Below are 24,868 nucleotides of genomic sequence, written 5' to 3' on the forward strand. Positions count from 1 at the left end.
GCGAGGATCGGGAGATCCTGGCCGACAACGCAATCTCTTGCCGCCGCTGCTCCGCCGGCCTCAGAACCAGCGCCCCCACGGAGGAAAGACCGCCGCGTATACGTCACCGAGAGGGACGCCGATGCGTTCGGCGATGCTGCCGCTGTTCCGATGCGATCGGGGGAACCACGCAGGGCGGTAGGAGTCGGCCGCGGCCGGGCCCGCCGTCGCGCGGAGATGGGCCTCGAGGGCTTCGGACCAAGGCCGTTCGACCTCGAGAGCAATGGCGTAGGGCAGCAACGTCTCGTAGATCCTCGGCGTCACCGCCGGAGCTCCGGCAATGGAGTTCCGCTCGATTTCGGTTGCGGAGAGGTAGAGTTTCAGACCCTGCAAACGGTCGAGGGCCTGTCGGCCGAGTTCGGTGGGCGCACTCTTCAGAAAGTAGAAGGCTCCGTTGATCGCGAGCAGGAGGCCGACGGGCACGGGAAGCGGCAGCTTGGAAGGGTCCGATAAGACCCGACCAACTGCTTCGTTCCAACCGAGAATGACAGCACAGAGCAATCCGGAAAAATATACCATTGGAAATAAAAGGACGATTCCATCAACAATACTTTCAGCCTCAAGAAAAATTCTAATCACGTATCGCAATCCCCATTGGCCAACTATGAAGCAAAAGGTGATAAATATGCTCGAACCTAGGTCGATTTCATTATGCGGTCCAATGATTGCAACCATTACAAATACGATGATGCTAGCCGTGATGCCGTACAGCATGAAACGGCCGGTGGACACGAAATAGCGCCCGTGGTTGTCACGGGCGACAGCGGTGTGGAACCGGCGGTAGTCGGAATTCATCAGGAACCCGAGGCCGAACATCGTAGGACGGTGGCCCGAGCTGTCGACGAGTTGGAAAGAGGTCGACCTGGGAAGCCGTTCGGCGATCGCCCGTTCGCCGGCCCCGATGTCGGCTGGAACCGATGCGGCCGTCCGGGTGATCCGGATCTCCTTGGGAAACTCCTCGACGACGACGATTCCCTTGACCGCGAGGTCGACCGCCGCGGCCGTGAACCCGCGCAAGTCGTCTCCGGTGATGCCGCGTCGAAGGATGTAGCGTGCGAGCGACGGCGACAGGTCGGGCGGTGGGACGAACTCCGGCTTCACCGCACCGGCCGGCGGGTCCCGGCCGACGGTCCACCAGACGACGAGATAGTATAACGAGACGAGGGCAGTGCCGACGACGGCGGCCAACCAACCGTACACTTGCGACAACGACTGGGCCCCCACCCTCGACCGCCGACGGGGCGGGCCTCGGTCGGGCCCGCCCCTCGCGACCTCAGGTTATCACGTCCGGCGCGGTGCGTCCCGTGCGGGCGGTTATGCCGGCGAGCTGGTCGGCGGCGGCGATGACCGGGGCGAGCGCCTCCTGGGCGTCGAGGCCGTGGCGGGCGACGTCGGGCTCGAAGGATTCCAGGTAGACGCGCAGCGTCGCGCCCTCGGTGCCGGTGCCGGACAGGCGGAACACTACGCGCTCGCCGCCGGCGAACATGACGCGGACGCCCTGCCCCTTGGTGACCGAGCCGTCGACCGGATCGTCGTAGGCGAAGTCGTCCGCGGCGGTGATCTCGAGACCGGCGACGGTGGTGCCGGGCAGCGTCGGCAGGAGTTCCCGCAGGCGGCCCATCAGGCTCTCGGCCGCGGAGGTGTCGACGGCCTCGTAGTCGTGGCGGGTGTAGAAGGTACGGCCGAACTCGGCCCAGTGGGCGTCCTGGATCGCCTTCAGGCTCTCGCCGCGCACGGCGAGGATGTTCAGCCAGAGCAGCACGGCCCACAGGCCGTCCTTCTCGCGGACGTGGTCGGAGCCGGTGCCGGCGCTCTCCTCGCCGCAGAGCGTGCAGCGGCCGGCGTCGAGCAGGTTGCCGAAGAACTTCCAACCGGTCGGGGTCTCGTAGCAGTCGATGCCGAGCTTGGCGGCGACGCGGTCGACCGCGCGGCTCGTCGGCATCGAGCGCGCCACGCCGGCGAGGCCGCGGGCATAGCCCTTGGCGAGGTGGGCGTTGGCGGCGAGCATGGCGAGGCTGTCCGACGGCGTCACCACCGCGCCGCGGCCAATCACGACGTTGCGGTCGCCGTCGCCGTCCGACGCGGCGCCGAAGTCCGGCGCGTCCGGGCCGGCCATCAGGTCGTAGAGCTCCTTGGCGTAGATCGGGTTCGGGTCCGGGTGGCCGCCGCCGAAGTCGGGCAGCGGCACGGCGTTGACCACGGTTCCGGGCGCGGCGCCGAGGCGGTTCTCGAGGATCTCCCTGGCATAGGGTCCGGTCGCCGCGTGCATGGCGTCGAAGCGCATCGTGAAGCCCGAGGCGAACAGCGCGGCGATGCGGTCGAAATCGAACAGGCCCTCCATCAGGACGGCGTAGTCGGTCACGGGGTCGACGACGTCGATCACGGTGTCGCCGACGACGGTGGTGCCGATCTGGTCGAGGCCGATGTCGGCGACGTCGGAGATGCGGTATTCGGTGATCGACTTGGTGCGGGCGAAGATCTCGGCGGTGACGCCCTCGGGGGCCGGTCCGCCGTTGGCGCCGTTGAACTTGATGCCGAAGTCGCCGTCCTCGCCGCCCGGATTGTGGCTGGCCGACAGGATGATGCCGCCGAAGGCGCCGGTGCGGCGGATGACGTTGGACGCGGCCGGCGTCGAGAACAGACCGCCCTTGCCGACGATCAGGCGCGCGACGCCGCTCGCCACCGCCATCTTGATGATGACCTGGATGGCGCGGTCGTTGAAGAAGCGGCCGTCGCCGCCGACCACCAGCGTCCTGCCCCCGACGCCACCGACGCCGTCGAAGATCGCCTGGACGTAGTTCTCGAGATAGCCCGGCTGCATGAAGACGCGGGTCTTCTTGCGCAGGCCCGACGTGCCGGGCTTCTGGCCCTCGATCGGTGTCGTCGGGATGATTCTCACGGTCATCGACGGTTCTCCAGCCTCGTCCCCCCGGGGGCGCCGCGCTTCAGGCGCGCCGTCCGGCGCCACGGTTCGGCCTGTTGTCGACGGGCGCCTCCGCGAATGCAAGCAGGGAACGACCGGGCAGCGCCGTCGGCCGGCCGGCGGGGCGCGGGACGACGTCGTCGGGCACGCCGTCCGGCCTTGTCGTCGCCAGCATCGGCTGCCAGCCGTGGCCGGGGCGGCCCCAGGGCAGCACGAAGGAGACCGGGTCGGCGTCGGCGTTGAGGAGGATCAGCACGGCCCGGCCGTCGTCCTCGAGATGGGGCAGCGTCGAGCCGCGCAGCACCACGCCGAAACAGCGGAAGCAGGGGGAGTTCCAGTTCTCCGGCGTCGCCGCCGCCCCGGTCGGCGCGATCCACTCGACGTCGAGCAGGCCGTCGCCGGTGCGCCGGTTGGCGTGCAGGAAGCGCGACTGGCGCACCACGGGGTGGTTGCGCCGCACCGCGGCGACGTGGGCGACGAAGGCGGAGAGGTCGGGATCGCCGCCGCCCTCCCAGTCGACCCAGCCGGTCGGGTTGTCCTGGCAATAGGCGTTGTTGTTGCCGCCCTGCCCGTTCGCGACCTCGTCGCCGGCGAGCAGCATCGGGGTGCCCTGGGCGAGCAGCACGGTGGCGACGAGGTTGCGCATCTGTCGGGCGCGGATCTCGCGGATGCCGGGATCGTCGGTCGGCCCCTCGCGGCCGTGGTTGGCCGAGTGGTTGTCGGAATGGCCGTCGCGGTTGTCCTCGAGGTTGGCCGCGTTGTGCTTGTCGGCGTAGGAGACGAGGTCGGCGAGGGTGAAGCCGTCGTGGGCGGTGACGAAGTTGACGGAGGTGTAGGGCCGCCGCCCCGCGCGGTCGTAGAGGTCGGCCGAGCCGAGCAGACGGGTGGCGAGGTCGGCCGAGACGCCGTCGTCGCCGCGCCAGAACCGGCGGACGGTGTCGCGGAAGCGGTCGTTCCACTCGGTGAAGCCTGGCGGGAAGCGGCCGACCTGGTAGCCGCCCGGGCCGATGTCCCACGGCTCGGCGATCAGCTTGACCGACGACAGCACCGGATCCTGGCGGATCGCCGCGAGGAAGCGGCCGTCGGGATCGAAGCCGGCCGGCTCGCGCCCGAGCGTCGCCGCGAGGTCGAAGCGGAATCCGTCGACGCCGAGCACCAGGACCCAGCGCCTCAGCGTGTCGAGCACGAGCCGCAGCACCGCGGGATGGCCGACGTTCAGCGTGTTGCCGGTGCCGGTGTCGTTGATGTACCAGCGCGGCCGCTCGGGGTTGAGCCGGTAGTAGGTGGCGTTGTCGAGGCCGCGGAAGGACAGCGTCGGGCCGAACTGGTCGACTTCGCCGGTGTGGTTGTAGACGACGTCGAGGATCACCTCGATGCCGGCGCCGTGCAGGGCGTCGACCATGGCGCGGACGCGCTCCAACGTGCCGATGCCGCGGGCCGGCCGGTCGTAGCGCGGCTCGGGCGCGCCGTAGGCGATCGGCGAGTAGCCCCAGTAATTGGTCAGGCCCTTGCGGGTCAGGAAGCTGTCGTCGATGAAGGCCTGGATCGGCAGCAGTTCCACCGCGGTGACGCCGAGGCGGACGAGATGGTCGAGCATCGCCGGCTCGGCCAGCGCCTCGTAGGTGCCGCGCAGGGTCTCGGGCACGCCCGGATGGCGCATGGTGAGGCCGCGCAGGTGCGCCTCGTAGACCACGCTGTCGCTCCACGGCCGCTTCGGCGCGGCGTGGGCGAAGGGCGCGAGCAGGCCGTCGTCGACCACCAGCGCCTTCGGCACCACCGGCGCGCTGTCGCGGGTGTCGAAACTGCCGTCGTCGTGGGTGTAGGGCTGGAAGCCGCACATCACGTCCGAGGCGCGGGCACGGCCCGAGAGGACGGCGGCGTAGGGGTCGATCAGCAGCTTGTTCGGATTGAAGCGGTGGCCGGCTTCGGGCTCGTAGGGCCCGTGGGCGCGAAAGCCGTAGGCGGTGCCGGGCACGACGCCCGGCACGTAGCCGTGGAAGACCTGGTCGGTGTATTCCGGCAGGGTCAGCCGGGCGTATTCGCGGCCGGTCAGCGGCGCGAACAGGCAGACCTCGATCGCGGTGGCGTTTGCCGAGAAGACCGCGAAGTTGGTGCCTTCGCCGTCGAAGGCGGCGCCGAGCGGCCAGGGCCGGCCGGAGCGGATCTCGAGCGGGCGGCCGCTCTCCGGATCAGCGGCCGGTCCCGATGCAGTCTTCATAGAGCTTCACGTATTCCGCTGCGGAGGATTCCCAGCCGACCGGGTGCGCCATCGCCCGTGCCTGCACCTTGCGCCAGGACTTGCGGTCGGCCCAGAGCGCGAAGGCGCGGTCGAGCACGAAGCCGAGGCCCTGGGCGGTGACCGGCGCGAACTGGAGACCGGTGGCGACGCCGGCCCGGACGGCGGCGTCGTTGGCGTCGATCACGGTGTCGGCGAGCCCGCCGGTGCGCGCCACCACCGGCAGCGTGCCGTAGCGCAGGCCGTAGAGCTGGGTGAGGCCGCAGGGCTCGAAGCGCGACGGCACCAGGATGGCGTCGGCGCCGGCCTGGATCAGGTGCGACAGCGCCTCGTCGTAGCCGATCCTGACGGCGACCCGGCCGGCATGGGTGTGGGCGGCCTCGTTGAAGGCGCGCTCGAGCCCCGGTTCGCCGGATCCGAGCAGGGCGATCTGACCGCCGCGCTGGACGATGCCGGAGAGGTGCGGCAGCAGGAGATCGAGGCCCTTCTGGCCGGTGAGACGGCTCACCACCGCAAAGACCAGCGCCTCGCCGTCCTGGTCGAGGCCCATGCGGGCCTGCAGTTCGCTCTTGCAGCGCGCCTTGCCGGCGGGGCGACGCTGCGAATAGGTGGCCGGCAGCAGCGGGTCGGTGTCGGGGTCCCAGAGCTCGGTGTCGATGCCGTTGAGGATGCCCGAGAACACGCCGGCGCGCTCGCCGAGCACGCCCTGCATCCCCATGCCGAACTCGGGCGTGCGCAGCTCCTGCGCATAGGTCGGGCTGACGGTGGTGATGCGGTTCGAGAACACCAGCCCGGCCTTCAGGTACGAGCACTGGCCGTAGAACTCGAGCCCGGCCGGCGTGAAGAAGCGCGGCGGCAAGCCGAGGGCCGCGAAGTCGTGGGCGCCGAACAGGCCCTGGAACGCCACGTTGTGGATCGTGAACACGGTGGCCGGCCGGCCGTCCGGCCCGCCGGCCTCGAGATAGGCCGGCACGAGCCCGGCCTGCCAGTCGTGGGCGTGGACGACGTCGGGCTTGAAGCCGTCGACGCCGAAGCGTCCGACCGCCGCACCGATCGCCGACAGGGCCGCGAAGCGGCGGAGGTTGTCGGGCCAGTCTCGGCCGTCGGGGCCGAGGTAGGGGTTGCCCGGCCGGTCGTAGAGATGAGCGGCCTCGAGCGCCAGCACCACGAGCCCGTCGGCCGTGCGCCCCTCGACGAGGCGGCCCGGGCCGCCGAAGAGGTCCGGATAGGTCGAGACCTCGCGGACGTCGGCGAGCTTGCCGAGGATGCCGGCGTAGGCCGGCATCAGCACGCGGACGTCGCAGCCGAGCCGGGCGAGCGCCAGCGGCAGCGCGCCGACCACGTCGGCGAGGCCGCCGGTCTTGATCAGCGGGTAGCACTCGGATGCGACGAACAATATCCGCACGACCAGTCCCTCGTCCGCCCCGGCCAACCGCGACGGAGGGCCTGCCGCATTGATAATTCGATCGGAGAACGAAGGCGAGTGCCCTGCCCCCTGCGCGACGGGAAAACGCGACGCCGCGTTCGGTTCCACAAGCAGTCGTTCGATATGGTTGACTAGGAAATCATCTTCGACTAGTTTCCTAGTCAACAGAGAGGTCGTCGTGTCGTCCCCACCTTCCGTCTCCGCCCTCACGGACCACGTCGGTTTCTGGCTGCGCATGGTGTCCAACCACGTTTCGCAGGCCTTCGCGACCAAGGTGGCCGAGCATGGGGTCACCGTGGCCGAATGGTGCCTGATGCGGACGCTCTACGGCCGCGAACCGACCGCCCCCAGCCGGATCGCCGACGAGATGGGGCTGACGCGCGGCGCGGTCACCCGTCTGGCGGACCGCCTGATCGCGAAGGGGCTTGTGGTGCGCGTCGCGAGCGCCGAGGACGGCCGCAGACAGACCTTGGCGCTGACGGCTCGTGGCTCGGATCTCGTGCCGCATCTCGCGGCGCTCGCCGACCGCAACGACACGGAACTCTTCGGCTGCCTCGGTGCCGACGAGCGCGCGGCGTTGGAGCGGCTGCTGCGCACCCTGGCCGATCGCGGCCGCATGACCGCCGTTCCCACCGACTGAATCCGCCCCAACCGACGAGGACCCTGTCATGGACGAGAGACGGCAAACCACCGCGCGCACCTGCCTCGAGGCGGCGGAACACGGCACCATGGCCTTTCCCGAGATCGTGGCGACGCTGGCCGCGGCGGGGTTCGAGAGCTATGCCGTCGACTTCCGCCGCGCCACCGCCACCTATTACCTGCCGGACGGCGACAGCATCGCCCTGCCCTCGCTCAGGGTCGAGGAACCCGTCGCCGCCATGTTCGACACGGCGCGCGTCCGGGCCGCCATTCGCGAGGCGCAACAGAACGCGCCCGGCTACACCTACGCCGGCTTCTGTCGCAAGGTGGTGGCGGCCGGCTGCGCCGGCTACGTCGTGTCCTTCACGGGCCGCCGCGCTCTCTACGTCGGGCGGACCGCGGAGACCCACGTCGAGCATTTTCCGCGCTGACGGCCGGTCCGCGACGGGCGGCCGGCCCGCCGCCAAGTTTCCGGAGCCGCCAGCCGGTCAGAGCCGGTCGATCATCTCCTGCGTGATCAGGCAGACGCCGCCCTCGCTGCGCCGGAAGCGGCGGGCGTCGAGTTCGGGGTCCTCGCCGACGACGAGCCCGGCAGGGATCACGACGCCGCGGTCGATCACGCAGCGCTTCAGGTGCGCACCGCGGTGGACCTCCGCGTAGGGCATGATCACGCAGTGCTCGACGTCCGAATAGGAATGCACGTGCACGCCGGTGAAGAGCAGCGACTTGTCGACCCGCGAGCCGGAGATGATGCAGGCGCCCGACACCAGCGACGACGTCGCCGCGCCGCGCCGGCCGTCCTCGTCGTGGACGAACTTCGCCGGCGGCACGATCTCGGCATAGGTCCAGATCGGCCAGTCGCGGTCGTAGAGGTCGAGCTTGGGGACGAAGTCGGTGAGGTCGATGTTGGCTTCCCAGAAGGCGTCGATGGTGCCGACGTCGCGCCAGTAGGGCTCTTCCTCGGTGCTGGCGCGCACGCAGCTGTCCGAGAACTTGTGGGCGACCGCCTTGCCGTTCTTCACGACGTGCGGAATGATGTCCTTGCCGAAGTCGTGGCTCGAGTTCGGATCCTCCTGATCCTTGCGCAGCAGGTCGAACAGGAACTTGGTGGCGAAGATGTAGATGCCCATCGAGGCGAGCGCGATGTCGGGCCGGCCCGGCATCGCAGGGGGATCGGCGGGCTTCTCGACGAAGTCGATGATCCGGCTGTTCTCGTCGACGTGCATGACGCCGAAGCCGGTCGCCTGCATGCGCGGCACCTCGATGCAGCCGACCGTCACGTCCGCGCCGGACGAGACGTGCTGCTCGAGCATCAGCTCGTAGTCCTGCTTGTAGATGTGGTCGCCGGCCAGGATGATCAGGTAGTCCGGCGCGTAGCTCTCGACGATGTCGATGTTCTGCGTCACCGCGTCGGCGGTGCCGAGATACCACTTGTCCTCGGCGACGCGCTGCGAGGCCGGCAGGATGTCGAAGCTCTCGTTGCGCTCCGGCCGGAAGAAGTTCCAACCGTTCTGCAGGTGGCGGATCAGCGAATGCGCCTTGTACTGGGTCGCCACCGAGATGCGGCGAATGCCGGAATTCAAGGCGTTGGAGAGGGCGAAGTCGATGATGCGGCTCTTGCCGCCGAAGTAGACCGCCGGCTTGGCGCGCCGATCGGTCAGTTCCTTCAGCCGGCTGCCGCGCCCGCCGGCCAGGACGAAGGCCATCGCCGTGCGGGCGAGGCGGCGATTGGTCCTCGAATCGTCGCGCATGTCGTAGCTCCTCCCCTCCTCCCGGTCCGTCGGCCAAGTCCCGCGGGCTCGGGATTCGTTGTGGCCGCCGTCGCGCCTCCTCGACGCCCGGTCGGCCCACTATATCGGGGAGGAAACGTTTGTCTGCCCTCCGGGCTCCCTCGCCGCCAGATTTTTCCACGGTGACCCGGGGCCGTAGCCCCGGAAATATCTTCGGAAATCGTTCTCCGGGCGGTCGGAGTCGGCCGGGTCAGACGATGCCGCCGAGGCTCGCCAGCGGGCCCGGCTCGGAGGCCGACATCACCACCACCTCGGTTCCCGCCGGCACCCGGCGATAGAGGTCGACGACGTCCTGGTTGATCATGCGGATGCAGCCCGACGACACGTTGGTGCCGATCGTCCACGGCTGGCTGGTGCCGTGGATGCGGTAGAGCGTGTCGCGGCCACCCTGGTAGAGGTAGAGCGCGCGGGCGCCGAGCGGATTCTCGAGCCCGCCGGGCATGCCGCCGGCCCACTCGCGCGCCTTCGGGTCGCGTGCCTGCATCTCGACCGGCGGGTGCCAGGACGGCCATTCCGCCTTGCGCTGGATCGTCGCCCGGCCCGACCAGCCGAAGCCCTCGCGTCCGACGCCGACGCCGTAGCGCATCGCGGTGCCGTCGCCGTTGACGAGGTAGAGGAACTTCTCGCCGGGATCGACGATCAGCGTGCCGGCCACCTCGGTGGTGTCGTAGTCGACCAGCTGGCGCAGGTACGGCGCCTTGATCTTGGTGAGATCGACCGCCGGCAGCGGGAAGCGCTCGTCGGGGACGGGGCCGTACATGGCGACGTAGCTCGGGTCGCGGCGCGGGTCGTAGAGCGCGGAGGCGATCGGCATGCCGGCCGGGCCCGCGGAGACGCAGGCCCCGAGCGAGAGCGGCAGCGCGGCGATCAGGAAACGGCGGGTGACCCGGGCGGAGCCCTCGGTGGCCGGGATACGGTCCTCGTTCATTCTTCAGCCTTGTCGTCGGTTGGCGATCCAACCGTTCAACGCCGCCAATTCGGCCGGAGTTCGTATTTCCACGGTCACATGGCCGTTATTGTACCGCTTCCGAGGACGCTGTTGCAGGATGGTGACGCTTCTCGGCCCGCCCTCACACGCGCTGGACGGCGAGCCGCAGCCCGAGGCCGACCAGGACCGCGCCGGCGACGCGGTTCGTCCACGCCGCCACGCGCGACGATCCGGCGAGCCGTCGCGACACCAGTCCCGCCAGCATCACCGCGACGAGATCGCCGAGGCCGAACAGGACGTTGACGATGGCGCCGAGCACGACGAACTGCATCCACACCGGCGCCGCCGCGGTGGGATCGGTGAACTGCGGCACGAAGGCGACGTAGAAGATCGCGGTCTTCGGATTGAGCACCTCCACGACGATGCTCTGCACGAAGGCGCGCCGCGCGCTCGTCACCGCGACCACCGGCGCACCGGAGCCGCCGCGGTTCAACAGCATCCCCACGCCGATCCAGACCAAATAGGCGGCTCCGGCGAGCTTGACGACGACGTAGAGCGTCGGCACCGCCTTCAGCAGCAGCGCCAGTCCCGCCGCTGCGGCGACGATGTGGACATAGCCGCCGCAGTGGAGCCCGAGCGAGGCCATCAGCCCGGCCCGGCGCCCCGCCGCCACGGTGCGCGCGGCGGCATAGAGCATCGACGGCCCGGGCACGAGGGTGAAGGCCGCCGTGGCGACGACGAAGGCGAAGAGCTGATGGTTCGGCGGCACGGCGCCCTCCCGGGGCGATTCGGATCCGGCGAGCATGGCAGAGCCGGCGCGTTCGCGGGCGGGAAACCCGTCGCGCCCGCCGCTCAGAGCTGCCCTTCGATCGCCGCCCGGTCGATCACCGAGCGCACGTCGACGATCCGCCCCTCGTCGACCTCGTAGAACACGTTCTCGTGGAAGCGCACCCGCCGCCCGTCCACGGGCAGGCCGAGGAACGTGCCGACGGGCGTGCAGTCGAACACGAGCCGCGCGGCGATGCGCGGCGGCTCGACGACGAGGAGCTCGATCCGGAACGCGAGGTCGGGGATATCCGCGACGTCGCGCTCCAGCATGGCGCGATAGCCGGCTAGCCCGAATGGCCGGCCGTTGTGACGGGCCCCGTCGGCGACGAAATCGCCGAGCCCGTCCCAGTCGCGGCGGTTCAGGCAGTCGAGATAGCGGCGGTAGAAGGCGGCGAGGTCGGCGGCGGTCATGGCGATGTTCCTCCTCGGCCGGACCCCCGCCTGCCGGCGCTCTCTCTGTTTGCCACGCCTTGAACATTCCCGCCACCGCTGTCGCATCGCTTCCGTCGGCTGTCGCATCCGTAGCTTGCCGGATGAAGCGGCGCGGTTCAGCCTGCCGTCCGGATCTGATCGAACGGCCTTTGGAGGCTTCCATGCGGGAACGGGCGCGCATCGTCATCATCGGGGCCGGCATCGCCGGCACGGCCACCGCCTATCACCTCGCCGAACTCGGCGTGACCGACGTGGTGGTGATCGACCAGGGTCCGCTCTACCGCACCGGCGGCTCGACCAGCCACGCCCCCGGCGGCATGTTCCAGACCAACTCGTCGCGGGTGATGTCGGCCTGGGCGCGCTACACCATCGGCCTTTTCGCCAGCCTCGAGGTGGACGGCGTCAGCGGCGCGGCCTTCCTCGGCGGCATCGAACTCGCCGAGACGCCGGAGCGCTTGCAGGAGGCCAAGCGCCGGCGCGGGCTGCAGCAGAGCTGGGGTATCCCGGGCGAGATCCTGTCGCCGTCCGAGGTGCAGAAGTTCATCCCGATCGTCGACCCGAAGAAGATCCTCGGCGGTCTCTACGTGCCCGACGACTGCATCGGCCGACCGGCGCTCGCCGCCGAGGCGATGGGCCGGGCGGCGGAAGCCGCCGGCATCGAGTTCCACGGCCGCGTCACCGTCACCGGCTTCGAGCGCGCCAACGGCCGGGTTTCGGCGGTGGTGACCGACCACGGCCGCATCGAGGCCGAGATGGTGCTGTGCTGCGCCGGCATCTGGGGTCCGAAGATCGGCCGCCTCGCCGGCGTGCCGATCGCGCTGCAGCCGATGGCGCACCAGTACGTCAAGACCGCGCCGTTGCCGATCCTCGAGGAGCTGTCGCAGGGCGGCACGATCGAGAGCGCGATGCCGCTGATCCGTGCCCAGGACCATTCGCTCTACTTCCGCCAGCACTTCGGCCAGTTCGGTATCGGCAACTACCGCCACGTGCCGCTGCCGGTGAACGCGGAGGACCTGCTGCCGTTCGACAAGGCGCCGCGGATGCCGTCGTGCCTCGAGTTCACGCCGGAGCACTTCGTCGAGTGCCACGAGGCCTCGCTGAACCTGTTCCCGATCCTCGCCAACGTGCCGCAGGCCGACGCCTTCAACGGCATCTTCTCCTTCCCGCCTGACGGCATGCCGCTGATGGGCGAGCACGCCGACCTGCCCGGCTTCTGGGTCTGCGAGGGTGTCTGGATCACCCACTCGGCCGGCATCGGCCGTTCGATGGCGCACTGGATGGTCGAGGGCGACCCCGGCATCGACATCCGCGAGGCCGACGTCAACCGCTTCGCCAAGTTCCAGACCACGCCGAAATACGTGCTGGAGCGCGGCTCCCAGCAGTATCGCGAGGTCTACGACGTCATCCATCCGCTGGCGCAGCCGACCGCGGTGCGCGGCCTGCGCACAACGCCGATGCACGACCGCCACGTCGCGAACGGCGCCCACTTCTGGGAGGTCGCCGGCTGGGAGCGCCCGGCCTGGTTCGAGGCGAACGCCGGACTTGCCAAGTCGCTCGAACTTCCCTCGCGAACCGGTTGGGCTGCCTACGAATGGTCGCCGATCCAGGGCGCCGAGGCGATCGCCACCCGCAAGGCCGCCGGCCTCTACGACGTCTCGACCTTCACCAAGCTCGAGGTCTCCGGCGCCGACGCGGCGCGCCTGCTCAACCACGTGCTCGCCAACGACGTCGACAAGCCGGTCGGCCAAGTGGTCTACACCTGCATGCTCAACACCCGCGGCGGCGTGATCTCGGACATGGTGGTGACCCGCACCGCCGATGACGCCTTCCTGATCCTGACCGGCACCGGCTCCGGCCCCAGCGACATCGCCCACATCGAGCGCGTCGCCGCCGGCCCGGCCTTCGCCGGGGCGGACGTCTCGATCCGGAACCTCACCCACGAGCTCTGCGGCATCGGCCTGTGGGGCCCGAAGGTGCGCGACATCCTCGCCGGCCTCACCGACGACGACATCTCCGACGCCGGCTTCCCCTACTACCGCTCCCGCGAGATCGACTTCGGGCCGATCCGCGCCCGGGCGCTCCGGATCTCCTACGCTGGCGAATACGGTTTCGAATTCTACGTCGCCGCCCCGCAGGGCCGGGCGCTGTGGGACGCGCTGGTCGCCGCCGGCGAGGGCCACGACCTCGTCGTCTGCGGTATCGGCGCCCTCGACAGCCTGCGCATCGAGAAGGGCTACCGCCTCGCCGGCGCCGACCTCCACGGCGACCGCACGCCGCTCGAGGCCGGTCTCGGCTGGTCGGTGTCGTTCAAGAAGGGCGATTTCGTGGGCCGGGCCGCTCTCGCCGCCCAGAAGGCGGCCGGCGTGCCGACGCGGCTTTCCTGCCTCACCCTCGACGATCCGGACGTGGTCGTGCTCGGCAAGGAGCCGGTCCTGCGCGATGGCAAGGCGGTCGCCTACGTCACGTCGGCCAACACCGGCTACACCGTCGGCAAGACCATCGCCTACGCCTACCTGCCGGCCGACCTCGCCCGCCCCGGCGAGGCCTTCGAGATCGAGTATCTCGGCACCCGCCACGCCGCGACGGTGGTCGCCGATCCGCTCTACGACCCGAGCGGCAGCCGCCTGAAGGGGTGAGGTCGGGAGGGGGGGGACTCGGACTTCTACCCTCCCCCTTGCGGGGAGGGTCGACGGCCGAAGGCCGGCGGGGTGGGGTCGTCTCCGTCAGTGAGACGGCAAATCTTCGGCGCCTCGCGCGCGGCGCTCGCCGACGTCGAGCCCGTGGAAGCCAACCCCACCCCGGCGCTTCGCGCCGACCATCCCCGCAAGGGGGAGGGTAGAGAACGACTCGCGACGGTGCAGCGCCTACCCTCCCCCTCGTGGGGAGGGTCGACGGCCGCAAGGCCGGCGGGGTGGGGTAGCGTAGAGGCTCGGCCTCGAGCCTCCCTGCGAAGAACCCGCCCCCGCCCCCGGCAGCATTCTCCCGCCAGCGTCGCGCCACCCCACCCCGGCGCTTCGCGCCGACCCTCCCCACGAGGGGGAGGGTAGAACGGCGCCTCGCCCTACCCCGCCACCTTGTAGCGCGCGCGCATGGCGTCGACGAACTTGTCGGGCATGCGGACGGCAAGGTGGAGGCCGTCGGCGGGGGTGTCGTCGCGGTCGAGGACCTCGCCGTGCTCGTAGAGCCAGGCCAAACCCGCGCCGTCGGAGGGATCGACGACCAGCGCGTAGGTCGGACGGTCGCCGACGAGGCGGCGTTCGACCTCTGCGACGAGGGCGTCGAGGCCCTCCCCGGTCACGGCCGAGATGGCGAAGCGCAACTGGCCGGTGGCCGCCGGCGACGCCGCCTGCTCGAGGAGCTGGTCGCGGCGCACCTCGTCGACCTTGTCGAGCTTGTTCCAGACCTCGATCACCCGGGCCGGATCGGCCGGGTCGACCTCGAGCTGGCGCAGCACCGAGGCGACGTCCTCGGCCTGGGCCTCGGTGTCCGGGTGCGAGACGTCGCGGACGTGGAGGATGATCGTCGCCTCGATCACTTCCTCGAGCGTCGCCCGGAAGGCGGCGACGAGATGGGTCGGCAGGTTCGAGATGAAGCCGACGGTGTCGGACAGGATCGCGTCGGTGCCGTGCGGCAGCCGGATCTTGCGGAGCGTGGGATCGAGGGTGGCGAACAGCAGATCCTTGGCGAAGACGTCCGACGACGTCAGCCGATTGAACAGCGTCGACTTGCCGGCGTTGGTGTAGCCGACGAGCGCCACGACCGGATGCGGCGTCTTCTGGCGCTGCCGGCGGTGCAGGTCGCGGGTGCGGCGCACCTGCTCGAGTTCCTCCTCGAGCCGCGCGATCTTTTCCTGCAGCTGCCGGCGATCGGCCTCGATCTGGGTCTCGCCCGGGCCGCCGAGGAAGCCGAAGCCGCCGCGCTGGCGCTCGAGGTGGGTCCACGACCGCACCAGGCGGGACTTCTGGTAGTTGAGGTGGGCGAGGTCGACCTGGAGACGACCCTCGCGGGTACGGGCGCGCTCGCCGAAGATCTCGAGGATCAGGCCGGTACGGTCGATCACCTTGGCCGCCCAGGCCTTTTCGAGATTGCGCTGCTGGATCGGGGTCAGCGCGTGGTCGACCACCACCAGCTCGACCTCCTCGGTGGCGACGGCGAGCTTGATCTCCTCGACCTTGCCGGTGCCCATCAGCGTGGCCGGGCGCGGGGTGGCGACGCGCATCGCCACGGTGGCGCGCACGTCGAGGTCGATGGCGAGCGCGAGGCCGACCGCCTCCTCGAGGCGGGCGTCGAGGCTGCGCGACGGCGCCCGCGACTTGTCCTTGTCGGGATCGCGCGGGCCGCGCTCATCCAGCTCCGGCACCACCACCAGCGCGCGGGTTCGGGTCTTCAGGCGTGAAACGCCGGCCTCCTTCGTCCGCGGCGGCCGGTCGGCGACGTCTTCGGGGTCGCGATGTTCCAAATGTCGTCCTCTCGTGGGAAGCGCACACCCGCCCCCGTCATCCAAACGCTCGATCCGGTCGGCCGATCCCGGTTCGCCGACCGAATCACCACGCCGGCTCAGCCGGCGTCGTCGCCCTGCTCGAACAACTGGACCGGCTGCGCCGGCATGATCGTCGAGATCGCGTGCTTGTAGACCAACTGCGAATGTCCGTCACGGCGCAGCAGGACACAGAAATTGTCGAACCACGTCACCACACCCTGAAGCTTGACCCCGTTGACCAGGAAGATCGTGAGCGACGTCTTGTTCTTGCGAACGTGATTGAGAAAAGTGTCCTGCAGATTCTGAGCTCGGTCCGCCATCTTTGATCGGCCTTTTCGACTTCGTTCTTGGTTTCGAGGCGTTCATCCGAACGGCCGGACAAACCGGCATCCGGGCATTCCACCCCGAAACGGCGCGGTTGTCACCCCTCCCCGGCGCGGATCGCCGACGAGGAGCGGCGATTTTTCGCCGCGGCCGGGTCCGTTGCCGGCGTCGCGATCAGATCGGGGTCCGCTCGGCGAATTCATGGAAGCGGGCGCGCAGCAGCGTCGCGACCGAGCCCGGCGCGCCGTTGGCGACGGCCGCGCCGTCGATGCGCACCACCGGCATCACGATGGTCGAGGCGGCGGTGACGAAGACCTCGCGCGCGGCCTTCGCCTCCGCCACCGTGAACTTGCGTTCGACCACCTCGACGCCGGCCGCGCGAGCCGTCTCGATCACCACGGTGCGGGTGATGCCACGGAGGATGCCGTGGTCGGCCGGGCGGGTGACGAGGCGGCCGTCGCGGTCGACGATCCAGGCGTTGGTGGAGGCGCCCTCGGTGACGTTGCCGTCGGCGTCGACGAACAGCGCCTCGTAGGCGCCGGCCTCGCGGGCGGCCTGCTTGGCGAGCGCGTTCGGCAGGAGGCCGACGGTCTTGATGTCGACCCGGTCCCAGCGGTTGTCCAGCACGGTGACGACGGCGACGCCGGTCTCGGCGCGGCGCTCGGCGGCGGCGCGGTCCATCGGCTTGCAGGTCACGACCAGCGCCGGCCGGACCGACGCCGGCGGAAAGGCGTGGTCGCGCGGGGCGACGCCGCGGGTGACCTGGAGGTAGACGATGCCGTCGCGGACGCGGTTGCGGCGCGCGGTCTCGCGGATCACCGTGACGAGCGCACCGCGCCCCATCGGCGCGGCGATGCGCAGTTCGGCGAGCGAGCGGTCGAGCCGATCGAGATGGCGCCGCAGGTCGACGATGGCGCCGGCGCGGATCTCGCAGGCCTCGTAGACGCCGTCGGCGAACTGGTAGCCGCGGTCCTCCACGTGCACCGCGGCGTCGCGGTGCGGCACGTAGCGACCGTTGACATAGGCAATGCGGGACATCTCACCACCCTCTTCCGCCGGTCGGGTCCGGCCGCGTCGTCGTCGACGCATCTCTAGCACGGCCGGGGCGCCGCGGACGACGCGTCCACCCTCGACATTGGCGACGGCTTCGTGACGTCCCGGACGTCCGATTTGCCAGCTTTCGCATGTTTACCGATCGGTTAATTTGTTTCCCGGGGCGCACGGTCGGAGGCGCTCCCAAACGGGGAGAAGAGACATGTCGAAGATCCTCACCGCCGCCGTCCTGCTCGCGTCGCTCGCCGCCGCCGGTTCGGCCGAGGCCGCCTGCAACACCGCCGCCCTCGCCGGCAAGTGGTCGATCGCCGCCGCCAGCGGCACGCTCTGCACCATCACCGTCACCACCGCCGGCGTCACCAGCGGCACCTGCAGCGGCTTCTCGGCCGCCGGCAAGCTGGCGCTGTCGTCGGCCTGCAAGCTCTCGGGCACCGTGCTCGGCGGCTCGATCACCGGCCGCACCGAGGTGATCGCCACGACGTCGCCGCTGAAGCCCAACCTGATGCTCGGCCTCGGCGGCGGCATCATCGGGCCCTTCGCCGCCTACCGCCAGTAAGCGCGGGCGGTCGCACCGGCCGCGACGCCGAGGGCGCCGCGGCCTTCTCTCTCATTCCAACTCGACGATCCGCCCCTCTTCCAGCGTGATGCGCCGGTCCATGCGGGCGGCGAGTTCGTGGTTGTGGGTGGCGATGACGGCCGAGAGGCCGGTGGCGCGCACCAGGGCCTGCAGCGCGTCGAAGACGTAGTGCGAGGTCTTGGGGTCGAGGTTGCCGGTGGGTTCGTCGGCGAACAGCACCCGCGGTGCGTTGGCGACCGAGCGGGCGATGGCGACGCGCTGGCGCTCGCCGCCGGAGAGTTCGGCCGGCAGGTGCGAGGCGCGCTGCTCGAGCTTCATGTAGGACAGGAGTTCCATGCCGCGCCGGGTCGCCTCCTTGCGGTCGAGCCCGGCGATCATCTGCGGCACCACGACGTTCTCGATCGCGGTGAACTCCGGCAACAGGTGGTGGAACTGGTAGACGAAGCCGACCTCGGTGCGGCGGATCGCCGTGCGGGCGCCGTCGTCGAGGCTGCCGCAAGAACGCCCGCCGATGATCACCTCGCCGGTGTCGGGGCGCTCGAGCAGGCCGGCGATGTGCAGCAGCGTCGACTTGCCGGCGCCGGACGGCGCCACCAGCCCGCAGACCTCGCCGGGGAACAGCGAGAAGTCGGCCTGCCGCAGGATCGGCAGCACGCCGTCGCCCTCGCGATAGGACTTCTCGATCCCGACCAGCTTGAGGACCGGTTCCTCGACGCCCGTGATGATGCCGGCGGTCATCTCACTCGTACCTCAGTGCGTCCACGGGATCGAGACGGGCCGCCCGCCAGGCGGGATAGACCGTGGCGAGGAAGGACAACGCCAGCGCCATCACCAGCACGGTGATCGTCTCGCCGGCCTCGATGTCGGCGGGCAGGCGGGAGAGATAGTAGAGCTCCGGCGAAAACAGCTCGGTAGTGGTGAGCCACGACACGAAGCGCCTGATTTCCTCGACGTTGAGGCAGACGATCAGCCCGAGCACGAAGCCGGCGATCGTGCCGGCGACGCCGATCGCCGAGCCGGTGATCAGGAAGATCCGCAGGATCGCCGACCGCGTCGCGCCCATGGTGCGCAGGATCGCGATGTCGTGGCCCTTGTCCTTCACCAGCATGGTCATGCCGGAGATGATGTTGAGGGCGGCGACGAAGACGATCAGCGTCAGGATCATGAACATCACGTTCCGCTCGACCTCGAGGGCCGAGAAGAAGGTGACGTTGCGCTGGCGCCAGTCGGTGACCAGCGTCGGCCGCTCGGCGGCGATGGTGACGAGGTCCTTCAGCGTGCCGACCTGATCGGGATCGGACACGAAGACGTCGATCGCGGTGACCTGCGGCGAGGTCGACGGCTGCATCGCCGTGGAGAAGAACGCCTGGGCGTCGGCCATCGGCATGAACACGAAGGTCTGGTCGTATTCCGACATGCCGATCTCGAAGATCGCCGTGACCGGATAGGCCTTGACCCGCGGCGTGGTGCCGAGCGCGGTGACGTTGCCCTTCGGGCTCACCAGCGTGACCTTGTCGCCGACGGTGACGCCGAGGTTGTCGGCGAGCCGGCGGCCGATCGCGACGCCGTGGGCGTCGTCGAAGCCGTCGAAGCTGCCGAGCTTCACCGTGCCGGCGATCAGCTTCATCTTGCCGAGGTCGGCACCGGAGACGCCGCGCACCAGCGTGCCGTAGGACCCGGACGGGCCCGACGCCAGCACCTGGCCCTCCACGAAGGGCATCGCCAAGGTGACGCCGGGTACGCCGGCGATCCGCTGCGCGATGGCGTCGTAGTCGGTGAGCGGGCCGTCGATCGGCTGCACGACGATGTGGCCGTTGATGCCGAGGATCTTCTCGAGCAGCTGGCCGCGGAAGCCGTTCATCACCGCCATCACGATGATGAGCGTGGCGACGCCCAGCATGATGCCGGCGAAGGAGAAGCCGGCGATGACGGAGATGAAGCCCGCCTTTCGCTGCGACTTCAGGTAACGGGCCGCCAGCATCCACTCGAAGGGGGCGAAGGCCCGCCCCGCTTTCGCTGCGCTCATCGATGATCTCTCCAACCGTCCCCGCGGGACCGGCCCGCCACGCCGGCGGGCCGAGCGGCCCGCGGTCAGGCCTTGGCGGTGATGCGGGCGATCGCCGATTCGAGCGAGACCGCCTGCTTCTCGCCGGTCGCCCGGCGCTTCAGTTCCACGGTGCCCTCCGCGAGGCCCTTCGGCCCGACGATCAGCTGCCAGGGCAGGCCGATCAGGTCGACGGTGGCGAACTTGGCGCCCGGACGGGCGTCGGTGTCGTCGTAGAGCGGATCGACGCCGGCGGCGGCGAGCTGCTCGTAGGCCGACTGGCAGGCCGCGTCGACCGCGCCGTCGCCCGGGCGCAGGCTGACGATGCCGGCGCCGAACGGGGCGACCGAATCCGGCCAGACGATTCCGGCGTCGTCGTGGCTGGCCTCGATCAGCGCGCCGAGCAGGCGCGACACGCCGACGCCGTAGGAGCCCATGTGCACCGGCTTCTCCTGGCCGTCCGGCCCGGTGACCTTGGCGCCCATCGGCTCGGAGTACTTGGTGCCGAAGTAGAAGATGTGGCCGACCTCGATGCCGCGGGCCGAGACGCGCCGGTCCTCCGGCAGCGCCGCGAAGGCGGCCTCGTCGTGCATCTCCTCGGTGGCGGCGTAGCGGCTGGTGAAGCTCTCGACGATCGGGGCGAGGTCGCCGTCGAAGTCGACGTCGGCGCCCGGCACCGGCGTCTCGAGGAGCTCGCGGTCGCAGAACACCGCGCTCTCGCCGGTGGAGGCGAGGATGATGAACTCGTGGCTGAGGTCGCCGCCGATCGGGCCGGTGTCGGCGCGCATCGGGATCGCCTTGAGGCCGAGCCGCTCGAAGGTGCGCAGGTAGGCCACGAACATCTTGCGGTACGCGCGCTCGGCGCCGGCACGGTCGACGTCGAAGGAATAGGCGTCCTTCATCAGGAACTCGCGGCCGCGCATCACGCCGAATCGCGGGCGGATCTCGTCGCGGAACTTCCACTGGATGTGGTAGAGGTTCAGCGGCAGGTCGCGGTAGCTGCGTACGTTCGACCGGAAGATGTCGGTGATCATCTCCTCGTTGGTCGGCCCGTAGAGCATCTCGCGCTCGTGACGGTCGGTGATGCGGAGCATCTCCTTACCGTAGGCGTCGTAGCGTCCGCTCTCGCGCCAGAGGTCGGCCGATTGAATCGTGGGCATCATCAGCTCGATCGCGCCCGAGCGGTCCTGCTCCTCGCGCACGATCTGCTCGACCTTCTGCAGCACCTTGAAGCCGAGCGGCAGCCACGCGTAGATGCCCGCCGACTGCTGCTTCATCATGCCCGCGCGCAGCATCAGCCGGTGCGAGACGATCTCCGCCTCCTTCGGCGCCTCCTTCAGGATCGGCAGGAAATAGCGGCTGAGGCGCATGGAATCCCTTTCGGCGACGCGAACTCTCGATCGGCGTCACTGAAAGCGCATCGGCCGGGAAAACTCAAGTCCGGCGGCCCCGGGGGCCGTTTTCGCGCCGCTTCCGGCGCCGCCGGATCGACATGCCGAAGCGGCATCGATCGGCGCAAAAAAATTATGCCGAGGCTGCACAGGGAGATGACAACCCCAATAACGCGGTGTATGGTACCGGCCATAATAAACACGGAGACGCAGCGGACCATGTAAAGCCCCAGTAAATGGGGGCCGCGGGTTCGCAATTCAGAACGTTTCCGATCGAGCGCGGTCTGAGTCTTGGGAGGATAGCCCCGGCTGGCGCGGAAATCGCAGCCGCCTCTACGAACGAGAGGGAGGAAACTCGTTCGGAGAAGTACAAGGGGTGACACGCCGAACTGAAGAAAGCAGGGCGAAAGCCCTGCTTTTTCTTTTTAAATCGATGTACCCGCGCTCGTGGCGATCGGTTCATCGGCGCCGCCGACCAAGCCCGGTCCCGTTGGCCGATCCTTCGTCGAGATTGCTCCGGTGCGAAGCCGGCGTCGGGTGGGCCTTCCGACCGCTCGCGAATCGTCCCCGACCGGCCCGCCGCACCGTGCGTTTACCCTGGTGCGGGATGCGCCGAGGCTCTTCACCGGCGATTCAACACTCGCGTGCCGTAATCCCGCCGCCCGTCAATAGAGGCGTGCGGAGCCTCCGTCCGCACGGCAGCGTCGTCCGATGTCCCGCTTCGTGCTCCCGGTGCTCCCGCTCGTCGCCGCCGCGACCGCCCTGCCCGCGTCGGCGGCGACCGGCGACATCACGGAGATGCTGCTGATCGGCCGGTCCGCCGGCCAGTGCGCCGCCGTCGTCGCCGGCGGCACGACGCCGGGCACGCCGGTGACGCAATGGACCTGCTGGGGAACCGCCGGACAGGTGTTCGACGCCCGCGCCGCCGGCGGCGGCTACACGATCGTCGACCGCAACGGCAAGCTCTGCCTCGCCGTGAAGGGCGGCCCGAAGACGACCGGCGCCGCCGTCACCGTCGAAACCTGCGCCGGCACCAAGGACCAGGTCTGGGCGCCGATCGGACGCGGCGGCGACGACGTCTCGCTGAAGAACGCCGCCTCCGGCCTCTGTCTGGCGGTCGGCGCGACCGGGCGGCAGGACGGCGATCCGTTGGTGCAGATGCCCTGCGAGGCCTCGGCGACGCAGACCTTCGTGACCGCGCCGCGCAAGGGCACCTCGTCGTGGTCCGGCATCCTGCCGACGCCGATGCCGGCGGTCGCCTCCACGGTGCTGCCGAACGGCAAGGTGCTGCTGTGGTCGGCGCGCAATCGCTTCAAGTTCGGCTACGGCGAGATCGGCCGGACCTACACGGCCGTATTCGACCCGGTCACCGGCAAGGCCGGCGAGCGCGTCGTCTCCAACACGAACCACGAGATGTTCTGCCCGGGCATCGCGACGCTCGCGGACGGCCGCGTGCTGGTCAACGGCGGCTCGAGCAGCTTCGCCACCTCGCTCTACGATCCGAAGACCAACGCCTGGAGCAAGGGCGCCGCGATGAACGTGCCGCGCGGCTATCAGGCCGACACGGTGCTCGGCAGCGGCGACGTCTTCACGCTCGGCGGATCGTGGTCGGGCGACCTCGGCCACCGCATGGGCGAGGTCTGGAACGCCACGTCCGGCTGGCGCCTGCTCCCCAAGGTCGACGGCGACGACTTTGCCGGCAACGATCCTGGCGGCATCTTCCGCGCCGACAACCACATGTGGCTGTTCGGCTGGGGAACGAAGGACGTGTTCCACGCCGGCCCGGCCGCGGCGATGCACTGGATCGACACCACCGGCGACGGCGCGGTGAAATCGGCCGGCAAGCGTGGCGCCGATCCCTATTCGATCAACGGCAGCGTCGTGATGTACGACGCCTACCGCCTGCTGAAGGCCGGCGGCGCGCCCGGCTACGAGAGCGGCGACGGCACCACCGCCGCCTACACCATCGACTTCTCCGGCGGACCGACCAAGCCGGTGCGGGTGACGCGCCAGAAGCCGATGCTGTTCCCGCGCGCCTTCTCCAACGCCGTCGTGCTGCCCTCGGGCGAGGTGGTGGTGATCGGCGGCCGCTTCTCCGCCTCGACCAGCTCCGACGCGAACGCGATCATGGTGCCGGAGCTGTGGTCGCCGGCGACGAAGACGTTCACCCGGCTCGAGGCGATGTACGTGCCGCGGCACTATCATTCGAGTGCCGTGCTGCTCACCGACGGGCGGATCTTCGTCGGCGGCGGCGGCGTCTGCGGCACCTGCGTCAACCATCCGGACGCGCAGATCCTGACGCCGCCCTATCTCTTCGCCGCCGACGGCGGCCCCGCGGTCCGGCCGGTCGTGACCAAGTCGCAGACCGCCGCCGTGCGCGGCGCCACGCTGAAGGTGACCACCGACCGGGCCGTCGCGAAATTCGCCCTCGTGCGGATGGGCGCGTCGACCCACACGATCAACAACGACCAGCGCCGCGTGCCGCTGACGATCGCCGCGAAGAGCGGCACCAGCTACACGCTGACCGTTCCGGCCGATCCCGGCCTGATGGTCGGCGGCAACTGGCTCCTGTTCGCGCTCGACGCCAAGGGCGTGCCGAGCGTCGGCAAGGTCGTCCGGATCCGCTGAGGAGGGCCAGCCGATGCGCCGTGCGATCCGAACCGCCCTCGTCTTCGCGTTCGTCGCTCTTTCCGGCGCGGCGCTTGCACAGGACGGCCCGCAGGTGGCGCCGATCTTCGATCTCGGCACCGCCGCCGGCGGCACGGTGTCGTCGGCCGGGCTCGACGGCCGGCCCTACGCGATGTTCTTCGGCTTCACCCACTGCCCGGACGTCTGCCCGACCACCTTCGCCGAACTCGGGCTCGCCCTCGCCGCGCTTGGACCGGCGGCGAAGGACTTCCACGTCCATTTCGTGACGGTGGATCCGGACCGCGACACCCCGGATGTGGAGCGCGCCTTCCTGTCGGCCTTCGATCCGCGCATCGTCGCGCTCACCGGCCCGACGGCGGATCTCGCCGCGCTCGCCGACGACTACGGCGTCGTCGCGCGCAAGGTGCCGTTGTCGGACGGCAGCTACACCTTCGAGCACACCGCCACGATCTTCCTGGTCGACCGTGACGGCATCGTCGCCGACCGGGTCGCCTACATGGACGGGTCCGAGGTGATGGCGGCGAAGATCGGCAGGCTGATCGGGGTGGAGTGAACGCCCCGCCCTGTCCCGCGAAACGTGGGCGCCCTCAGTCTCGCGACTTCATCAGGCGGGCCTTCTCGCGGTTCCAATCGCGTTCCTTGATCGACTGGCGCTTGTCGTGGGTCTTCTTGCCCTGGGCGAGCGCGATCTCGCACTTGGCCCGGCCCTTCTCGTTGAAATAGAGCCTGAGCGGCACGATGGTCATGCCCTGGCGCTGGATCGCGGCGATCAGCCGGCTGATCTGGCGGCGGTGCAAGAGCAGTTTGCGCGGCCGGCGGGTCTCGTGGTTGAACCGGTTGGCCTGGAGATATTCGGGGATGTGGGCGTTGAAGAGCCAGATCTCGTCGCCCTTGGCGCCGGCATAGGCGTCGCCGAGGTTGGTGCGGCCCTGGCGCAGGCTCTTCACTTCGGTGCCGGTGAGGGCGATGCCCGCCTCGATCTTCTCGCCCACCTCGTAGTGGTAGCGGGCACCCCGGTTGTCCGCGACGATCTTCTTGGGCGGCTCGACGACTTTCTTGGCGGACATCTTCGTACTCGTTCAGGTCGGCGGACCGCGTCGCGGTCCGCC

Annotated in this window: 21 protein-coding genes; 6 read left to right on the forward strand and 15 right to left on the reverse strand. The window is 69.7% G+C overall.

The window, feature by feature from the left end; all coding sequences use genetic code 11:
* Window positions 1-60 precede the first annotated feature (60 nt).
* The 4 genes from EDD54_RS03020 to glgA form a co-directional block, all read right to left on the reverse strand.
* Window positions 61-1,227, reverse strand: coding sequence for a DUF2207 family protein (locus EDD54_RS03020; RefSeq protein WP_165644320.1), 1,167 nt, complete (start codon window positions 1,225-1,227; stop codon window positions 61-63).
* Window positions 1,228-1,312: 85 nt separating this feature from the next.
* Window positions 1,313-2,944, reverse strand: a complete 1,632-nt coding sequence (locus EDD54_RS03025) for an alpha-D-glucose phosphate-specific phosphoglucomutase (RefSeq protein WP_126536698.1) — start codon at window positions 2,942-2,944, stop codon at window positions 1,313-1,315.
* Between the two features lie 40 nt (window positions 2,945-2,984).
* Complete coding sequence (glgX, locus tag EDD54_RS03030; protein ID WP_126536696.1) at window positions 2,985-5,180, reverse strand: glycogen debranching protein GlgX; 2,196 nt, start codon at window positions 5,178-5,180, stop codon at window positions 2,985-2,987.
* The gene (glgA, locus tag EDD54_RS03035; RefSeq protein ID WP_126536694.1) at window positions 5,152-6,603 is read right to left on the reverse strand and encodes a glycogen synthase GlgA; all 1,452 of its coding nucleotides are present in this window, start codon (window positions 6,601-6,603) and stop codon (window positions 5,152-5,154) included. The genes glgX and glgA overlap by 29 nt, the downstream gene beginning before the upstream one ends.
* A 256-nt stretch (window positions 6,604-6,859) precedes the next feature.
* On the opposite strand from glgA, the gene EDD54_RS03040 reads away from it, so the two are divergent.
* Together EDD54_RS03040 and EDD54_RS03045 are read left to right on the forward strand one after the other, a co-directional pair.
* A complete protein-coding gene (locus EDD54_RS03040) occupies window positions 6,860-7,264 on the forward strand; it encodes a MarR family winged helix-turn-helix transcriptional regulator (RefSeq protein ID WP_126541724.1) in 405 nt (134 codons plus the stop codon).
* A 28-nt stretch (window positions 7,265-7,292) separates the two neighbouring features.
* Complete coding sequence (locus EDD54_RS03045; protein ID WP_126536692.1) at window positions 7,293-7,694, forward strand: DUF1398 domain-containing protein; 402 nt, start codon at window positions 7,293-7,295, stop codon at window positions 7,692-7,694.
* 57 nt (window positions 7,695-7,751) lie between these two features.
* Here EDD54_RS03045 and glgC read toward each other — a convergent pair whose 3' ends face one another.
* The 4 genes from glgC to EDD54_RS03065 form a co-directional block, all read right to left on the reverse strand.
* Window positions 7,752-9,014, reverse strand: coding sequence for a glucose-1-phosphate adenylyltransferase (gene glgC / locus EDD54_RS03050; protein ID WP_126536690.1), 1,263 nt, complete (start codon window positions 9,012-9,014; stop codon window positions 7,752-7,754).
* Between the two features lie 229 nt (window positions 9,015-9,243).
* A complete protein-coding gene (locus tag EDD54_RS03055; RefSeq protein WP_126536689.1) occupies window positions 9,244-9,981 on the reverse strand; it encodes a L,D-transpeptidase in 738 nt (245 codons plus the stop codon).
* Window positions 9,982-10,123: 142 nt separating this feature from the next.
* Window positions 10,124-10,750 carry a LysE family translocator gene (locus EDD54_RS03060; protein WP_281008990.1) on the reverse strand — a complete coding sequence of 209 codons (627 nt, stop codon included), beginning with the start codon at window positions 10,748-10,750 and terminating at the stop codon, window positions 10,124-10,126.
* 83 nt (window positions 10,751-10,833) lie between these two features.
* On the reverse strand, window positions 10,834-11,220 hold the full coding sequence (locus EDD54_RS03065; protein WP_126536684.1) for an ester cyclase: 387 nt from the start codon (window positions 11,218-11,220) through the stop codon (window positions 10,834-10,836).
* Between the two features lie 182 nt (window positions 11,221-11,402).
* Here EDD54_RS03065 and EDD54_RS03070 point away from each other — a divergent pair, with 182 nt between their 5' ends.
* A complete protein-coding gene (locus EDD54_RS03070) occupies window positions 11,403-13,877 on the forward strand; it encodes a GcvT family protein (RefSeq protein ID WP_165644321.1) in 2,475 nt (824 codons plus the stop codon).
* Between the two features lie 425 nt (window positions 13,878-14,302).
* Here EDD54_RS03070 and hflX read toward each other — a convergent pair whose 3' ends face one another.
* The 3 genes from hflX to EDD54_RS03085 form a co-directional block, all read right to left on the reverse strand.
* Entirely contained in the window at window positions 14,303-15,631 is a 1,329-nt protein-coding gene (hflX, locus tag EDD54_RS03075; RefSeq protein ID WP_165644324.1) for a GTPase HflX, read from the reverse strand.
* A 167-nt stretch (window positions 15,632-15,798) separates the two neighbouring features.
* Window positions 15,799-16,041 (reverse strand): RNA chaperone Hfq, encoded by a 243-nt coding sequence (gene hfq / locus EDD54_RS03080; protein ID WP_126536678.1) that lies wholly within the window; start codon window positions 16,039-16,041, stop codon window positions 15,799-15,801.
* A 178-nt stretch (window positions 16,042-16,219) separates the two neighbouring features.
* Window positions 16,220-17,083 carry a D-amino-acid transaminase gene (locus EDD54_RS03085; protein ID WP_126536676.1) on the reverse strand — a complete coding sequence of 288 codons (864 nt, stop codon included), beginning with the start codon at window positions 17,081-17,083 and terminating at the stop codon, window positions 16,220-16,222.
* A gap of 217 nt (window positions 17,084-17,300) precedes the next feature.
* On the opposite strand from EDD54_RS03085, the gene EDD54_RS03090 reads away from it, so the two are divergent.
* Complete coding sequence (locus EDD54_RS03090; protein ID WP_126536675.1) at window positions 17,301-17,654, forward strand: hypothetical protein; 354 nt, start codon at window positions 17,301-17,303, stop codon at window positions 17,652-17,654.
* A gap of 51 nt (window positions 17,655-17,705) precedes the next feature.
* Here EDD54_RS03090 and EDD54_RS03095 read toward each other — a convergent pair whose 3' ends face one another.
* The 3 genes from EDD54_RS03095 to proS all read right to left on the reverse strand — a co-directional run bounded on the left by EDD54_RS03095 (window position 17,706) and on the right by proS (window position 21,089).
* A complete protein-coding gene (locus EDD54_RS03095; RefSeq protein ID WP_126536673.1) occupies window positions 17,706-18,413 on the reverse strand; it encodes an ABC transporter ATP-binding protein in 708 nt (235 codons plus the stop codon).
* Between the two features lies 1 nt (window position 18,414).
* A complete protein-coding gene (locus tag EDD54_RS03100) occupies window positions 18,415-19,701 on the reverse strand; it encodes a lipoprotein-releasing ABC transporter permease subunit (RefSeq protein ID WP_245515623.1) in 1,287 nt (428 codons plus the stop codon).
* Between the two features lie 65 nt (window positions 19,702-19,766).
* Window positions 19,767-21,089, reverse strand: coding sequence for a proline--tRNA ligase (gene proS, locus EDD54_RS03105; protein WP_126536671.1), 1,323 nt, complete (start codon window positions 21,087-21,089; stop codon window positions 19,767-19,769).
* 744 nt (window positions 21,090-21,833) lie between these two features.
* Here proS and EDD54_RS03110 point away from each other — a divergent pair.
* Together EDD54_RS03110 and EDD54_RS03115 are read left to right on the forward strand one after the other, a co-directional pair.
* Complete coding sequence (locus EDD54_RS03110; protein ID WP_165644322.1) at window positions 21,834-23,738, forward strand: RICIN domain-containing protein; 1,905 nt, start codon at window positions 21,834-21,836, stop codon at window positions 23,736-23,738.
* Between the two features lie 13 nt (window positions 23,739-23,751).
* Window positions 23,752-24,312: an SCO family protein gene (locus tag EDD54_RS03115; protein WP_126536667.1), complete on the forward strand. Its 561-nt coding sequence runs from the start codon at window positions 23,752-23,754 to the stop codon at window positions 24,310-24,312.
* A gap of 34 nt (window positions 24,313-24,346) precedes the next feature.
* Here EDD54_RS03115 and smpB read toward each other — a convergent pair whose 3' ends face one another.
* Complete coding sequence (gene smpB / locus EDD54_RS03120) at window positions 24,347-24,826, reverse strand: SsrA-binding protein SmpB (protein ID WP_126536665.1); 480 nt, start codon at window positions 24,824-24,826, stop codon at window positions 24,347-24,349.
* Window positions 24,827-24,868 lie beyond the last annotated feature (42 nt).

Source organism: Oharaeibacter diazotrophicus (assembly GCF_004362745.1).
Classification (GTDB): domain Bacteria; phylum Pseudomonadota; class Alphaproteobacteria; order Rhizobiales; family Pleomorphomonadaceae; genus Oharaeibacter; species Oharaeibacter diazotrophicus.